Below are 14,509 nucleotides of genomic sequence, written 5' to 3' on the forward strand. Positions count from 1 at the left end.
GAGCCTTGAATCGATATTTTCCAGCGCTTGCCTTTTTCGCCGCTACGCTGATTCCCGCCGTCTCCTGTCTGTACAGCCCGGCGCTGTCTTCCTATCTTCACGCGTACGTGCGCGGCGGCGACGTCACGGGACTGGAAGAGCAGGTGCGGCGAAGCAATCCGGTCTGGAACGGCGCACTCGATATGTATTCGACTACGCTGTATCGGCTTGGTATTTCATCGAATCCTCATGCCGCGCGTATCGGGCAGGACGGATGGGTGTTTCTCGGAAACATGCACAACGAGAATTTCGATCAGGCAGTGCGCGCGCGCGAAATCAGCGACGGCGAGGCGCAGCAGTGGGCGGAAGTGCTCGACTCGCAGCGTCATTGGCTCGAGTCGCGGAACATCCCCCTGCTGTTCGTACTCGCGCCGATGAAGGCCAATATCTACCCGGAGAAACTGCCGCGCTGGGCGCAAGCCATGCGTGAAGGGAAGCCGTCCGCGTTGGATCAGTTCAAGAAATACGCCGGGGACGAACTGCTTGACGTTCGCGGTGCGCTGATCGAAGCGAAAGCGTCGGGCCTGAGCTATTCGAAACTGAACAGCCATTGGACCGGCTATGGTGCATATGCAGCCTGGCAGCCGATTGCAAGGCGCCTCGAAACCGAGCTGCCGGGGTTCCACGCATACGGCACCAAGCCTTACACGGCAATCAGCCATGTCGCCTACGGCAATGAGTTCGATGGGATGGTCAATATCCATGTGCCGAATCAATGGGATGAGGTCTCGCTGTCCGAACCGACGCCGTCGATCGACATGCTGGCGGCGGACGGCAACTGGGTATCGCTGAACGGCAATCCGCAGACGGATGTGCTGGATTTGCCGCGACACACGCGTAACCAAAGCGCGCCGAACAAGCTACGCGCACTGGTGTTGCGTGATTCGATGGGGAACAGCCTGTCGCCGTACCTGCAGGCGTCGTTTCGCGAGGTGATCCAGGAGCACCATCACTTCTACCCGGGGCATACGTTGAACCTGCCCGCGCTCATCGAGAAATACCGTCCGGATGTGGTGATCTACGTGATGACGGAGCGATTCTCGATTGCGCCGCTCGGCAATCTCTACTACTGGCGCGGCGAAGAGGCGTTCCGGAAGGCCGCCGGCGCAGGCGATCCGATGCGGGTCGTCCGCGCGCTTGGCACCCTTGGCGAACCGGCCGTCCTGTCGCTTGATGGTCCCCATTCGTCCGGTTCGCGCACCGGCGTGGTCCGGCTGCGCCTGAACAGCGCCGCGGACGGCGCGGTCAGGCTGACGACCCGTGACGCGACGCAATCTCGCGAATACTTCGAGTCGGTGACACGTGGTGCCAATGACCTCTATTTCTTCCTGTCCGAAAGCGAGTTGAAGGGTAGTATTGATGTCGTGCCGGTTGGTACCGACTCGATTCAGATCGAGACAAGCGAAATCAAGCGGCCATCCTAGCGCGTACAACGATGGACCGGATCATGCGCTGGTCCGGTACGCCAGTCAGACGAGGTCTTGGCAGCCGGGCCGTCTGTCGCAAAAATTGTTCACGGGAAGACGTATGGGGCGCACCGCGCTGACGCAGGAGGCGGATCGCTTCGAACAGACGGATGATCGCAAGGTGTGCGCGGTCATCGTAAGTTTCAATCCGGATATCGAGCATCTGCGCGCGATGATCGACGCGTTGACGCCGCAACTGGCGCGCGTCGTCGTCGTCGACAATGGGTCGGCGCCATCGGCGCTCGGGTTTCTGGAAACACTTGCGCAACACGCGCAGGTGGACGTCGTGCCGCTCGGCGAAAATCGCGGAATTGCGAGCGCGCACAACGAAGGCATCCGATATGCGCGTCGTGCCGGATGCCACTACGTACTGCTGCTCGATCACGACAGTAAGCCGGCACCCGATATGGTGGCGCAACTGGTCGGTGCCGAACGGCATCTGACCGGGGAAGGCGTGAAAGTGGGCGCGGTCGGGCCGGTTGCGATCGATAGTCGCACGGGCGCCCGTGCATCGTTCGTCGTGATGCGGGGTGTCCGGCTGCGGCGCATTCAGTGCGGTGGCGACGAAATCACGGAGGTCGATTTCCTGATCTCGTCGGGAACCCTGATCGTATTGTCCGTGTTCGACGAGATCGGCGGCATGCGCGACGAACTCTTCATTGATCATGTCGACACGGAGTGGTGCTTTCGCGCACGCACGCACGGCTATCGCCTTTTCGCAGTCGGGGCGGCTGGTTTGCTTCATTCATTGGGTGATGAGGTGCAGCGCGTCTGGATCGGCCGCTGGCGCAGCATTCATGTTCATTCACCGCTACGCGACTACTACATGATCCGCAACACTCTGCTGGTGGCGAAGATGTCGCGACTGCCGTTGCGCTGGCGCATGGCGCTCATGATTCGCGCTGTCGGGTCGTTCGCCTATTTCAGCCTGTTCATGTCTCCGCGTGCGCGGCGAGTCGCGGCGATGGCGACCGGTGTCGCGCACGGGCTGACGAACCGGTCCGGCAAACGCTGATTCGCTGCATGCCGAGGTCAAATATACACATGCATCCACGCTTTTCCGTTACGGTTTCCATCGTCACGTTTCGCTCCGAGCCGGCGATGCTCGAGCGCACGCTTCACAGCGTGAGCCGCGCGGCCCGTTTCGCTCGCGAAGCGGGCGCAATTGATCGCCCGGTTCAGGTCGCGCTGATCGACAACGATGATCAAGCGGCCGGCGCCGCCATTCAGCCGTATCGCGATCTCGACGACGTCGAGGTTCGGCTGATCAGTGGGCACGGCAATGTCGGCTATGGCAGGGGACACAATCTGGCGCTTGCCGAGACGGACAGCGCGTTCCATCTGATTCTGAATCCCGACGTCGACATGGAGGCGTCGGGATTCGCGGAGGCGATCGGTTTCATGAACGCTCATCCGGATGTCGGGTTGCTCGCGCCGCACGTCAGGGGTGACGATGGCCGGATGCAGTATCTGTGCCGGCGCTATCCGTCGTTGTTCGATCTGCTCCTCCGGGGCTTCGCGCCTGCGTGGGTGCGATCGCGATTCGCGAAGCGGCTGAACGGATACGAAATGCGGGACGTGATCGGCGAGCGCGACGTCGTGCTCGATCCGCCGATCGTCAGCGGGTGCTTTATGTTTTTCCGGACCTCCGCGCTGCAGATGCTGCAGGGGTTTGATCCACGCTACTTTCTGTATTTCGAGGATTACGATCTCAGTCTCAGGGTCCACGAAAAAGCGCGAATCGCCTATGTGCCCGCGGTGAAAATCGTGCACTTTGGTGGCGGGGCCGCCCGCAAGGGGGCCAAGCATATCCAGATGTTCGCGGCGTCCGCATTCCACTTTTTCAATCGTCACGGCTGGAGGTGGCGATGAGCGCCTTGCTCGTGACGGGTGCAAACGGCTTCGTCGGGCGTGCGCTGTGCACGCTGGCGCAGGCGCAGGGCCACACGGTGTCCGGGATCGCGCGCCGTGCCGGCGGTTGCGTACCCGGCGTGCGGGAATGGGTGCACGATACCGCGGATTTCGATGGGATGGAGGCCGCATGGCCGGCTGATCTGCAGGTCGATTGTGTCGTCCATCTGGCGGCACGCGTGCATGTCATGCGTGATGAGGCGCGTGATGCCGGCGCAGCGTTCGACGCGACCAACGTCGACGGTGCGTTGCGTGTGGCAAAGGCCGCGCATGCGCGCGGCGCGACCCGCTTCGTGTTCGTGAGCAGTATCAAGGCCATCGCCGAGTGGAGTGCGGACGTCCCGCTTGTCGAGGACATCGCGCCTCGTCCCAGGGACGCGTACGGACTATCGAAGCTGCGCGCCGAGCGCAGGCTCGTGCAGTTCGGGGAGTCGGCCGGACTCGACGTCGTCATCGTTCGTCCTCCGCTCGTTTACGGACCGGGCGTACGCGCTAATTTTCTGAGGATGATGAACGCCGTGTCGCGCGGCATGCCGCTGCCGCTCGGCGCAATTGAGTCACGGCGCAGTGTTGTCTACGTCCGCAATCTTGCGGACGCGTTGCTGCAATGCGCAATCGACCGGCGCGCGGCGGGGGGGTGTTTCCACGTCGCCGACGACGACGCGCCGACCGTCACGGGACTGCTGCGAATGGTCGGTGACGCGCTCGGCAAGCCGGCACGGCTCATTCCGGTGCCTCCGGGTCTGTTGCGAGCGCTCGGCAGGCTGACTGGCCGCAGTGCGAGCATCGAGCGGTTGACCGGCAGCCTGCACATCGATACCACGCATATACGACAGGTTCTCGGCTGGCAACCGCCCTATACCACCCGGCAGGGCATGGCGGCGACGGCCGCGTGGTATCGTTCGCGCAGCACTCAATGATGGGCCTCATGCAATTTGCAACGACTACGTGGCTGGGGGCGCTCGCGGTAGCGTTAACCGCAGCCGTCGCTTCGACAGCGATCCTGCGCGTCCTGCTTGCCAGCGGGCTCGCATGGCGGCTCGCAACCGACATTCCGAACGAGCGTTCGTTGCATACGTGCCCGACGCCGCGCGTTGGCGGCTGGGGTATCGTACCGGTGTTCGTCGCCGCACTGCTGGGCCTGGCTCCCGGGATGTGGCTGATCGCGCTTGCCGCGGCGATGCTTGCCGCGGTGTCGCAGATCGACGACCGGCGCGGGTTACCCGCGCCGCTGCGGTTCGCCGCGCACCTCGTGGCGGTGGCCGTGTTGTTGATCGGCTACCGGGCCGATGCGCCTTGGTGGCTGGTTGCCGGAATCGGTTTTGTGATGGTGTGGCTGACCAATCTCTATAATTTCATGGATGGCGCGGATGGTCTTGCTGGCGGGATGGCGCTGTTCGGGTTCGGGGCCTATGCGGTGGCGGCGCTGAGCGGCGCGAAGCCGGCTCCGGATCTCGTGATCGCCGGCGCGGCCGTTGCGGGCGCGGCCCTGGGCTTTCTCCTGCTGAATTTCCATCCGGCGCGGCTTTTCCTTGGCGATGCCGGCTCGATTCCACTCGGTTTCATGGCGGGGGCGCTTGGCTACTGGGGGTGGCGCGACGCGATCTGGCCATTGTGGTTTCCCGGCATGGTGTTCGCACCCTTCATTGCTGATGCATCGGTAACACTCTTGAAACGATTGCTTCGGGGCGAAAAGTTTTGGCAGGCGCATCGGGAGCATTATTATCAACGGATGGTGCGTACAGGCATGAGTCATTGCCGTACTGCCATCTACTGGTACCTCACCATGCTCGTAGGCATAATGCTTGCACTGTGGGTGTTGGGTCGTGCTGAACGGGTGCAATGGCTGTTTTGCATCGGCTGGTATGGGGCTCTTGCCTGCATCGGGGTCTTGATCGACATACGTTGGAGCAAGGTCCAACCCCCCACCGGTATCAATTCTTGAGGTCTCTCGCCGATGTTGCGATCCAAAGCATCATGGCTGTCATTGAGCGCTTTTCTGTTCGATTTTCTGGCCGTGGCGGCTGCGTGGTTGTTGGCGTACCTGGTGCGATTCAATGGCAGCATCCCGCCTGACTTTGTAAGCGGCGCGCTGACAGCGCTCGTCTGGGTGCTCCCTGTCTATGCGTTGATGTTCCACGTGTTCGGCCTGTATCGCGGCCTGTGGGTATTTGCGAGCTTGCCCGACCTGATGCGCATTTCGAAGGCGCTCGCGGGCGGCGGGATGATCGTGATGATCGGCGCGGTAATGTTTCAGCCGACGCCGATCATTCCGCGTTCCGTTCTGCTTGTCTTCCCGTTGATGCTGTTCCTGTTTATGGGCGGCGCGCGCGCGCTGTATCGTGCGACCAAGGAGTTTTACCTGTACGGCGGCCTCGTCGGGCAGGGCAAGCCCGTACTTGTGCTCGGCGCGGGTACGGCCGGTGCGAACCTCGCGCGCGAGTTGTCGCGCTCGGGCGAGTGGCGCCTCGTCGGGTTGCTCGACGACGATGTCACGAAGCACGGTCGCGAGGTGTACGGCTACAAGGTGCTCGGGGCGATCGACGACCTGGCCTACTGGACCGAGGCGTCGAAGATCGAATACGCAATCATCGCGATCCCGTCGGCCACGGTCGAAGTCCAGCGCCGTGTCGTGACCCTTTGTGTGCGCGCCAGGGTGAAGGCGCTGGTGCTGCCGTCGCTGACGACATTGATGCCGGGCCAGGGCTTCCTGTCGCAAGTGCGTCATATCGATCTCGAGGACCTGCTCGGCCGCGAGGCCGTCACGATCGATACGCCGCACGTCGAGGCGTTGCTGCGCGGTCGCGTCGTGATGATCACGGGAGCGGGCGGGTCGATCGGGTCTGAATTGTGCCGGCAGATCCTGCGTTTCGCCCCTGCACAACTGATCGCGTTCGACTTGTCCGAGTACGCGATGTACCGGCTGACCGAAGAGTTGCACGAGCGCTTCCCGGAGCAGCCGGTTGTGCCGATCATCGGCGATGCGAAGGATTCGCTGCTGCTCGATCAGGTGATGTCGCGCCACGCGCCGCACATTGTGTTCCACGCCGCCGCGTACAAGCACGTGCCGTTGATGGAAGAGCACAATGCGTGGCAGGCGCTGCGCAACAATGTGCTCGGCACGTACCGTGTCGCGCGCGCGGCGATCCGGCATGATGTGCGCCATTTCGTACTGATCTCGACCGACAAGGCCGTCAACCCGACCAATGTGATGGGCGCAAGCAAGCGCCTCGCGGAAATGGCGTGCCAGGCGCTGCAGCAGACGAGCGAGCGCACGCAGTTCGAGACGGTGCGGTTCGGTAACGTACTCGGCAGCGCGGGCAGCGTGATCCCGAAATTCCAGGAGCAGATCGCGAAAGGGGGGCCGGTGACGGTCACACATCCGGAGATCACGCGTTTCTTCATGACGATCCCGGAGGCTTCGCAACTGGTGTTGCAGGCATCGAGCATGGGCCGGGGCGGCGAGATCTTCATCCTCGACATGGGACAGCCCGTGAAGATTGTCGACCTCGCGCGCGACCTGATCCGCCTGTGCGGTTTCTCAGAAGAGCAGATTCGCATCGAGTTCACTGGCCTGCGGCCGGGCGAGAAGCTCTACGAGGAATTGCTCGCTGACGACGAGACGACGACGCGCACGCCGCACCCGAAACTGAGGATCGCGCGCGCGCGCGAGGTACCCGGTGACCTGCTCGCCGAACTGCTGCCGTGGCTGATGCAGCATCGTGTGCTCGGCGACGATGAGGTTCGCCGCGATTTGCGGCGCTGGGTGCCGGAATACCAGTCGGTTGCCGCGCCGGTATTGCAGAGCGTGCCGACGCGCTCGGCATCGAGCCGTTGACACGCGGCTCGTCGCGATGACGGTAGGGCCGCCTCGCACTTGGCTGCGGAAGAATCAGCCGCGTCCGGTTCGACGGCGCACCGCGCGACCGCAATCCGATTGAGCCGGCGGGCGCGGCGAGCGCCATTTCAAGGCTTGCGCCGCGTCTTTCGCACCACCATCCATCGCGGCACCTTGAACCGCACGATACTCACATAAAGCCACACATAGGTGAGCGCGAACAGCACGACGAACGTGAACAGGTGGGCCGTGTGTCGCCAAAACAGCGTCGCAGGAATCACGGCCACGAGGCACAACAGCCACAGATACGGCGATGTCAGCGAATTCCGGCGCGTCAGGTCGTGCGCATGCTTGGTTCCCACCGCCCACCGCATCAGCCGCTTGTACACCAGCATGTGCAGGTGCACGCCGTCCGGAATGCCGGGCGAGATCCCGCGGATGAATTTCTTCCGGTAGATCGAGAAGCAGGTCTCGAAGATCGGATACATGAACAGCAGCACCGGATACCAGGCCGACACCTCGCGATGCCGCATCACGAGCAGGATCGCGAGTTCCGCGAGCATGAAGCCGATGAAGTAGGCGCCGCCGTCGCCGAGGAAGATCAGCCCCGCCGGGAAGTTCCAGATGAAAAAGCCCATGATCGCGCCCATCATGATCAGCGAGCCGGACAGCACGACCGGGTCGCCGACCTGGAACGCGACGTAGGCGAGCGAGGCGAACATCATGAACGCCACCATCGAGGCGAGCCCGTTGAAGCCGTCGATGATGTTGATCGCGTTCGCGAGCGCCGCGACCGCGAGCACGGTGACGACCGCGGAGATCGCGACATAGCCGAGCACGAAGTCGAGCGGCGGCACGCTGATCCGGGTGATCGCGATGCCGAGCAGTCCGAACGCGAGCGCGGCCGCGGCCATCGTGCAGATGAGCCGCGCGAGCGGCGAGACCTTCTTGGTCAGGTCCTCGACGAGCCCCGAGGCGAAGGCCGGCGCGCCGCAGGCGGCCAGCCCGAAGATACTGCCCGCGACCGCCGGATAGCGGCGCGACAGCAGCAACGCGCCGACCGTGAGGCCTAGCACGATGCCGATCCCGCCGACCCGCGGCACGGGCCGGACGTGGAATTTCTGCACGCCGGCGAGATCGCCGTCGATCGAGAATTTCTCGTGCAGGTGCGCGTAGCGGATGACGAGCAGCGTGACGAGCAGGGAAGCGAGGAAACCGGCGGCGAAGCTGAGCATGGATGCGCTCGGAAGAGGGACAGCGGATTATACAAAACCCAGCGGGTTGTTTTCCTGCCAGCGCCAATGGTCGGCGCACATGCGCTCGATGCCGAATTCGGCGCGCCAGCCGAGCAGTTCGGCCGCGGCGGCCGGGTTCGCGTAGCACTCGGCGACGTCGCCGGGGCGGCGCGCGACCAGTTCGTAGGGCACCGGCCGGCCGGATGCCTGCTCGAACGCGCGCACCACGTCGAGCACGCTGTAGCCCTGCCCGGTGCCGAGGTTGACGACGAAGCTCGCGTCGCGCGCGACGAGCGCGTCGAGCGCGGCGAGGTGCCCGCGCGCGAGGTCGACCACATGGATGTAGTCGCGCACGCCGGTGCCGTCATGCGTCGGGTAGTCGCTGCCGAACACGCGCAGCCGTTCGAGCTTGCCGACCGCGACCTGCGCGACGTACGGCATCAGGTTGTTCGGGATGCCGGCCGGATCCTCGCCGATCAACCCGCTCGCGTGCGCGCCGACCGGGTTGAAATAGCGCAGCGTCGCGATTCGCCAGCTCGGGTCGGCGCGCTCCGCGTCGCGCAGGATCTGCTCGGCCATCAGCTTGGTCTGCCCGTACGGATTGGTGGCCGACAGCGGCGCCTGCTCGTCGATCGGCGAGCGCTCGGGCACGCCGTAGACGGTCGCCGACGAGCTGAACACCATGTGCCGGACGTCGCGCGCGTGCATGACCTTGAGCAGCGCGAGCAGGCTGTCGAGGTTGTTGCGGTAGTAGTCGAGCGGCTTCGCGACCGATTCGCCGACGGCCTTGAGCGCCGCGAAGTGGATCGCCGCGCGGATCGGGTGCGCGTCGAACACGCGCGCGAGCGCGGCTTCGTCGCAGACGTCGATCGGATAGAACGCGGGCGTCTTGCCCGTGATCGCGGCGATCCGTTCGAGCGCCGCGCGCTTGCTGTTGACGAGGTTGTCGGCGATCACGACGTCGTAGCCGTGTTCGAGCAGTTCGACCACGGTGTGCGAGCCGATGTAGCCCGCCCCGCCCGTGACGAGTATCGTGCCTTGTGCGTTCATTTTTCTGAGTTCCTCAGAGTGAGGCGCCCGTCTGGGCGCGGATCGTATCCTGGTAGCGCGCGACGACGCGCGCCTCGTCGAACTCGTCGGCGACCTTGCGCCGGCCTCGTTCCCCCATCGCGCGTCGCGCGGCGGGGTCCATCGACAGCATCCGTTCCAGCTGGCCGGCGAGGCTCGCGCTGTCGCGCACCGCGCACAGCAGGCCCGTCACGCCGTCGTCGACCACGTCGCGGCAGCCGGGTACGTCGGTGGCGACGATCGGGCGGCCCATCGCCGACGCTTCCATCAGCGTGCGCGGCACGCCTTCGCGGTACGACGGCAGCACCACGCAGTCGGCCGCCGCGATATGCGGCCGCACGTCGTGCGCCTCGCCGAGATATTCGATCACGCCTTCGCCGACCCACGCGTCCACGTCCGCCCGGCCGATGGCGCTCGGATTGTCGACGCCGAGCGGCCCGAGCAGCTGGAAGCGCGCGCGCGGTTCGCGTGCGCGCACGATGCGGGCCGCCTCGACGTATTCGCGCACGCCTTTGTCCCACAGCAGGCGGCCGATCAGGATGAACACGGGCGCGTCGCCGGCGGGCAGCGGCGCGGGCGCGAACTGTTCGAGATCGACGCCTTCGCCATGCAGGAGCCGCGCGCGCGCCGGATGGGCGAGCAGCCGTTCGCGCTCGAAGGTGGCGAGGTCGTCGCGGTTCAGGAACCAGACCTCGCGCGGGAACCGGAACGCGAACCGGTACAGCCGCTTCGCGACCTGGGCCGCGCGGCTCGGCTGGATGAACACGTAGCCGAGCCCGGTGGTCACCGCGATCGACGGCACGCGCGCGAGCCACGCGGCGATCGAGCCGTAGATGTTCGGCTTGATCGTGTAGTGGAACACGAGGTGCGGCCGGATCGCCCGGTAGTGCCGGTACAGCGCGGCGAGCGTGCGCAGGTCCTGGCGCGGATCGGTGCCTTTCGAGGCGACGGGCAGCTCCAGGTAACGGCAGCCCATCGCGATCAGCGGCTCGACCGTGCGGTCGCGCGGCGCGAGCACGGTCACCTGCGCGCCGCGCGCGACGAGCATCCGCAGCAGCCCGTGGCGGTAGGTGTGGATCGCCCAGGCGGTATTGCAGACGAGGACGATGCGCAATGGCGTGGCAAGGCTCATGAAAAAATTCGCAAAAAAATCGGGGCGCGCATCAGGCGGAGCGGTTCGCGCCGAACAGCGCGCGCTTGATCCGCTGCAGCATCCGGTACGGGGTCACGAAGTGCAGCAGGTTCTTCGCGAGCCCGGCCCAGTCGTACGGGTTGAGCGGGTTGAAATGGCGCAGCAGCAACGCGAGCGTCGAGCCGACCTGGCGCCGCCGCTTCGTCGCGCTGATCCCGCCCTCGTTCAGCTCATAGTACAGCCCGAGCTCCGGCAGGTTGGCGCAATCGTAGCGCGCCATCAGTCTCAAAAACAGATCGAGATCCTCGGCCGCGCGATAGTGCGCGCGATAGTTGCCGACCGCGCGCACGGCGTCGATCCGCAGCATCATCGACGGATGCACGAACGGCGAGCGGAAGAAGCGCGTGCGGCGCAGCGCGGCGGGCTCGGCGGGCGGCGTGAGCATGAACAGCGGCCGGCCGTCGCGGCTCACCACCTGGGTCCACATGCCGAGGCCCGCGACCCGCGGGTTCGCCTCGAGATACGCGAACTGCCTGGCGAGCCGGCCCGGCGCGGCGAGGTCGCCCGCGTCGATGCGCGCCGCGTAGCGGAAGCCGCGCGCGGCGAGCGCGTCGATGCCCGCCGCGAGCGCGCGCTCGATGCCGACGTTGCGCGGCATCCGCAGCACCTCGACGACGAGGCCCGGCAGTGTCGGCGCGACGATCGGCGGCGTGCTGCCGTCGTCGACGATCAGGACGTGGACGCGCGCGTCCTCGCGGAACGAGGCGAGCGTGCGCGCGACGTCGTCGCCTCCGTTGTAGACGGGCATCAGCACGGCGACGTCATCGAGCGCGGCGCGCGGGGAGGAGGTGGGCGTCATGGGCGCAGCTTGAAACGGATGTAGTGGAAATTGACGGCCGCCGCCGCCAGGTAGCCGGCGGCGAGGCCGACCAGCGCGCCGTACAGGCCGAGCCGGGGAATCGCGACGAGGTTGACGAGCGCGGCGCACGCGAGCGCGAGCAGCCATTTGGTCAGCAGCACGAATTTCGCCTGGTACTTGAGCACGATGAGATTGCCGATCGCCTCGATGCCGGCCGGGACGGACAGCCACACGGCCCAGCGGAAGATCTCGACCGAGGTTTCGTAGCCGGGCCCGAACACGCGGCCGATGATCACGCCGGCGAGCAGGTCGAGCACGAGCGCGCCCGCGGCCATCAGCGCGGCCGTCATGGCGATCAGCCGCCACACGTTGCGGCGCAGGCGCGCGAGATCCTGGACCCGGTACACGAACGCGGGCGCGAGGGTCTGCGCGAGCATCAGCGCTAGCGTGATCCAATTTTCGTTCAGTTGCTGCGCGGCCGCGTAGCGGCCCAGCTCGGCGAACGACACGTGGCGCTCGAGCATCAGCCGGTCGAGCTTCAGGAACAGGTACATGCAGATGAGGCCGAGCCAGAACACCGTGCCCGCGGTCGCGAAGTGGCGGAACAGCGGGCGGTCGAGGCGCCAGCCGAGCCTGCCGCCATGGCGGCGCCGGTAGTAGAGCAGCAGCGCCGCGCCGATCGCGGCGGCCTCGAGCGCCCACAGCCAGCCGAACCGCGCGGGCGCGGCGGCGGCCCGCACCAGCAGCCACACCAGCAGCGCCTTGGCGAGCGCGGCGGCCATGCTCGCGAGCAGCTGCGGCTTGCTGTAGGTCATGCTCTGCAGCCACGCGTTGATCACGCCGACGAACGGCTCGCGCAGCACCATCGTCACCGCGAGGCCGGCCAGCATCGCGCCGACGAGCGGATCGACGAGCCCCGCCGCGATGCCGGCCCAGGTCAGCGCGAGCGCCGCGACCGACACCACGAAGCGCAGCGCGAACGCGCTGCCGAGCACCGCGCCGAGCTGCGCGGGCGGGCGCTGGACGATGGTCGGCACGAGGATTTCCGCGCCGCAGACCCAGGTGAGCGGCGCGAGCACCAGCAGCAGCGTGTTCGCGTACTGCCACTTGCCGAACACGTCCGGCCCGAAATAGCGCGCGAGCAGGCCGCTGATCGCGATCGCGACGCCGATCTGCGTGAGCCGTTCGAGGCCCAGCCAGACCAGATTGGCGACGGCCTTGGCGACGTCGGGGTTGGCGATGCGCGCGAGCAGGGGTTTCAGCATCGGTGACGGGGCGGGAATGTACGCAAGATGACCGCGCCGGCCGCTTTTGCGCGCGACTTTGCTGCATTGAAGCATCCAGGCATTAGAATGGCGCGATCCGCGTTTCTGAAACCGGCCATTATAAGTGGGATCGGGCCCGTTCCTCACCTGATCCGGCCCGCGCCGGCCGGCGCGGCGGCCAGATTTTTACATGCACGACAGAGAGTGAATCGATGATTTCGCAATCCATTTTCAAGGCGTATGACATTCGGGGCGTGATCGGCAAGACGCTCGACGTGGGCGTCGCCCGGTCGATCGGCCTCGCATTCGGCAGCGAAGTGCGCGCCCAGGGCGGCGACGCGGTCGTGGTGGCCCGCGACGGACGCCTGTCCGGGCCGGATCTCATCGGTGCGCTGGCCGACGGCCTGCGCGCCGCGGGCGTCGACGTGGTCGACGTCGGCATGGTGCCGACCCCCGTCGGCTATTTCGGCGCGAGCGTGCCGCTCGCGCTCGCGGGCGGCGAGCGCCGCATCGACTCCTGCATCGTCGTCACGGGCAGCCACAACCCGCCCGATTACAACGGCTTCAAGATGGTGCTGCGTGGCGCGGCGATCTACGGCGAGCAGATCCAGGCGCTGTACCGGCGCATCGTCGCGAACGATTTCGCGTCGGGCAGCGGCAGCTACGAGCAATGCGACCTGGCCGACGCCTACCTCGAGCGCATCGTCGGCGACATCAAGCTCGCGCGTCCGCTCAAGCTCGTCGTCGACACCGGCAACGGCGTCGCGGGCCAGCTCGCGCCGCGCCTGTTCAAGGCGCTCGGCTGCGAGGTGGTCGAGCTGTTCACCGAGATCGACGGCCATTTCCCGAACCACCACCCGGATCCGGCGCACCCGGAGAACCTGCAGGACGTGATCCGCGCGCTGCGCGAGACCGATGCGGAGATCGGCTTCGCGTTCGACGGCGACGGCGACCGCCTGGGCGTCGTCACGAAGGACGGCCAGATCATCTATCCGGACCGCCAGCTGATGCTGTTCGCCGAGGAAGTGCTGTCGCGCAACCCGGGCGCGCAGATCATCTACGACGTGAAGTGCACGCGCAATCTCGCGCAATGGGTGCGCGAGAAGGGCGGCGAGCCGCTGATGTGGAAGACCGGCCACTCGCTCGTGAAGGCGAAGCTGCGCGAGACGGGCGCGCCGCTCGCGGGCGAAATGAGCGGCCACGTGTTCTTCAAGGACCGCTGGTATGGCTTCGACGACGGCCTCTATACCGGCGCGCGGCTGCTCGAGATCCTCGCGCGCGTCGCCGATCCGAGCGCGCTGCTGAACGGCCTGCCCAATTCGATCTCGACGCCCGAGCTGCAACTGAAGCTCGAGGAAGGCGAGAACGTGAAGCTGATCGACGCGCTGCGCGCGAATGCGCGCTTCGACGGCGCGGACGAGATCGTGACGATCGACGGCCTGCGCGTCGAGTACCCCGACGGCTTCGGGCTCGCGCGCTCGTCGAACACGACGCCCGTCGTCGTGCTGCGCTTCGAGGCGACCAGCGAGGCCGGAATCGAGCGCATCAAGGCGGCGTTCCGCGCCGCGCTGACGGCCGCCAAGCCGGACGCGCAGCTGCCGTTCTGAGCGAAGCCGGGCGTGCGCCCGGCGGCCCGCGCCGGTTGCGCGGGCGCAAGTTCGGCCCCGAAAGCGGCGCGGCGCGCGAGCGCGCGCCG

Annotated in this window: 12 protein-coding genes; 7 read left to right on the forward strand and 5 right to left on the reverse strand. The window is 66.1% G+C overall.

The window, feature by feature from the left end; translation table 11 throughout:
• Nucleotides 1-5: 5 nt before the first annotated feature.
• From Bsp3421_RS16275 to Bsp3421_RS16300, 6 genes are all read left to right on the forward strand, one after another.
• Nucleotides 6-1,463, forward strand: a complete 1,458-nt coding sequence (locus tag Bsp3421_RS16275; protein ID WP_274001573.1) for an alginate O-acetyltransferase AlgX-related protein — start codon at nucleotides 6-8, stop codon at nucleotides 1,461-1,463.
• Between the two features lie 103 nt (nucleotides 1,464-1,566).
• Nucleotides 1,567-2,520: a glycosyltransferase family 2 protein gene (locus tag Bsp3421_RS16280; protein ID WP_274001574.1), complete on the forward strand. Its 954-nt coding sequence runs from the start codon at nucleotides 1,567-1,569 to the stop codon at nucleotides 2,518-2,520.
• A 29-nt stretch (nucleotides 2,521-2,549) separates the two neighbouring features.
• Entirely contained in the window at nucleotides 2,550-3,377 is an 828-nt protein-coding gene (locus tag Bsp3421_RS16285) for a glycosyltransferase (RefSeq protein WP_274001577.1), read from the forward strand.
• The gene (locus tag Bsp3421_RS16290) at nucleotides 3,374-4,336 is read left to right on the forward strand and encodes a UDP-glucose 4-epimerase family protein (protein WP_274001579.1); all 963 of its coding nucleotides are present in this window, start codon (nucleotides 3,374-3,376) and stop codon (nucleotides 4,334-4,336) included. The genes Bsp3421_RS16285 and Bsp3421_RS16290 overlap by 4 nt, the downstream gene beginning before the upstream one ends.
• 8 nt (nucleotides 4,337-4,344) lie before the next feature.
• A complete protein-coding gene (locus Bsp3421_RS16295; RefSeq protein ID WP_274001581.1) occupies nucleotides 4,345-5,361 on the forward strand; it encodes an MraY family glycosyltransferase in 1,017 nt (338 codons plus the stop codon).
• A gap of 12 nt (nucleotides 5,362-5,373) precedes the next feature.
• Entirely contained in the window at nucleotides 5,374-7,254 is a 1,881-nt protein-coding gene (locus Bsp3421_RS16300; RefSeq protein ID WP_274001583.1) for a polysaccharide biosynthesis protein, read from the forward strand.
• Nucleotides 7,255-7,382: 128 nt separating this feature from the next.
• Here the strand turns inward: Bsp3421_RS16300 and Bsp3421_RS16305 are convergent, their stop codons facing one another.
• Genes Bsp3421_RS16305 through Bsp3421_RS16325 form a run of 5 tightly spaced genes read right to left on the reverse strand, consistent with a single transcriptional unit; the run spans nucleotide 7,383 to nucleotide 12,888 of the window.
• Complete coding sequence (locus tag Bsp3421_RS16305) at nucleotides 7,383-8,489, reverse strand: MraY family glycosyltransferase (protein ID WP_274001584.1); 1,107 nt, start codon at nucleotides 8,487-8,489, stop codon at nucleotides 7,383-7,385.
• A gap of 27 nt (nucleotides 8,490-8,516) precedes the next feature.
• Complete coding sequence (gene galE / locus Bsp3421_RS16310; RefSeq protein WP_274001587.1) at nucleotides 8,517-9,539, reverse strand: UDP-glucose 4-epimerase GalE; 1,023 nt, start codon at nucleotides 9,537-9,539, stop codon at nucleotides 8,517-8,519.
• Nucleotides 9,540-9,552: 13 nt separating this feature from the next.
• On the reverse strand, nucleotides 9,553-10,689 hold the full coding sequence (locus Bsp3421_RS16315; protein WP_274001590.1) for a glycosyltransferase family 4 protein: 1,137 nt from the start codon (nucleotides 10,687-10,689) through the stop codon (nucleotides 9,553-9,555).
• Between the two features lie 31 nt (nucleotides 10,690-10,720).
• Nucleotides 10,721-11,548, reverse strand: coding sequence for a glycosyltransferase (locus tag Bsp3421_RS16320; RefSeq protein ID WP_274001591.1), 828 nt, complete (start codon nucleotides 11,546-11,548; stop codon nucleotides 10,721-10,723).
• Nucleotides 11,545-12,888, reverse strand: a complete 1,344-nt coding sequence (locus Bsp3421_RS16325) for a lipopolysaccharide biosynthesis protein (RefSeq protein ID WP_274001594.1) — start codon at nucleotides 12,886-12,888, stop codon at nucleotides 11,545-11,547. The genes Bsp3421_RS16320 and Bsp3421_RS16325 overlap by 4 nt, the downstream gene beginning before the upstream one ends.
• A 137-nt stretch (nucleotides 12,889-13,025) precedes the next feature.
• Between Bsp3421_RS16325 and Bsp3421_RS16330 the strand changes: the two genes are divergently transcribed.
• On the forward strand, nucleotides 13,026-14,420 hold the full coding sequence (locus Bsp3421_RS16330; protein ID WP_274001596.1) for a phosphomannomutase/phosphoglucomutase: 1,395 nt from the start codon (nucleotides 13,026-13,028) through the stop codon (nucleotides 14,418-14,420).
• Nucleotides 14,421-14,509: the final 89 nt, after the last annotated feature.

Origin of the sequence: Burkholderia sp. FERM BP-3421, assembly GCF_028657905.1 — a bacterium.
Lineage (GTDB): Bacteria > Pseudomonadota > Gammaproteobacteria > Burkholderiales > Burkholderiaceae > Burkholderia.

Coding starts and splice junctions, on each gene's coding strand:
- galE (WP_274001587.1), bottom strand. CDS start 9,539: ATGAACGCACAAGGCACGATACTCGTCACGGGCGGGGCGGGCTACATC.
- Bsp3421_RS16300 (WP_274001583.1), top strand. CDS start 5,374: ATGTTGCGATCCAAAGCATCATGGCTGTCATTGAGCGCTTTTCTGTTC.
- Bsp3421_RS16280 (WP_274001574.1), top strand. CDS start 1,567: ATGGGGCGCACCGCGCTGACGCAGGAGGCGGATCGCTTCGAACAGACG.
- Bsp3421_RS16285 (WP_274001577.1), top strand. CDS start 2,550: ATGCATCCACGCTTTTCCGTTACGGTTTCCATCGTCACGTTTCGCTCC.
- Bsp3421_RS16325 (WP_274001594.1), bottom strand. CDS start 12,888: ATGCTTCAATGCAGCAAAGTCGCGCGCAAAAGCGGCCGGCGCGGTCAT.
- Bsp3421_RS16290 (WP_274001579.1), top strand. CDS start 3,374: ATGAGCGCCTTGCTCGTGACGGGTGCAAACGGCTTCGTCGGGCGTGCG.
- Bsp3421_RS16320 (WP_274001591.1), bottom strand. CDS start 11,548: ATGACGCCCACCTCCTCCCCGCGCGCCGCGCTCGATGACGTCGCCGTG.
- Bsp3421_RS16315 (WP_274001590.1), bottom strand. CDS start 10,689: ATGAGCCTTGCCACGCCATTGCGCATCGTCCTCGTCTGCAATACCGCC.
- Bsp3421_RS16305 (WP_274001584.1), bottom strand. CDS start 8,489: ATGCTCAGCTTCGCCGCCGGTTTCCTCGCTTCCCTGCTCGTCACGCTG.
- Bsp3421_RS16330 (WP_274001596.1), top strand. CDS start 13,026: ATGATTTCGCAATCCATTTTCAAGGCGTATGACATTCGGGGCGTGATC.
- Bsp3421_RS16295 (WP_274001581.1), top strand. CDS start 4,345: ATGCAATTTGCAACGACTACGTGGCTGGGGGCGCTCGCGGTAGCGTTA.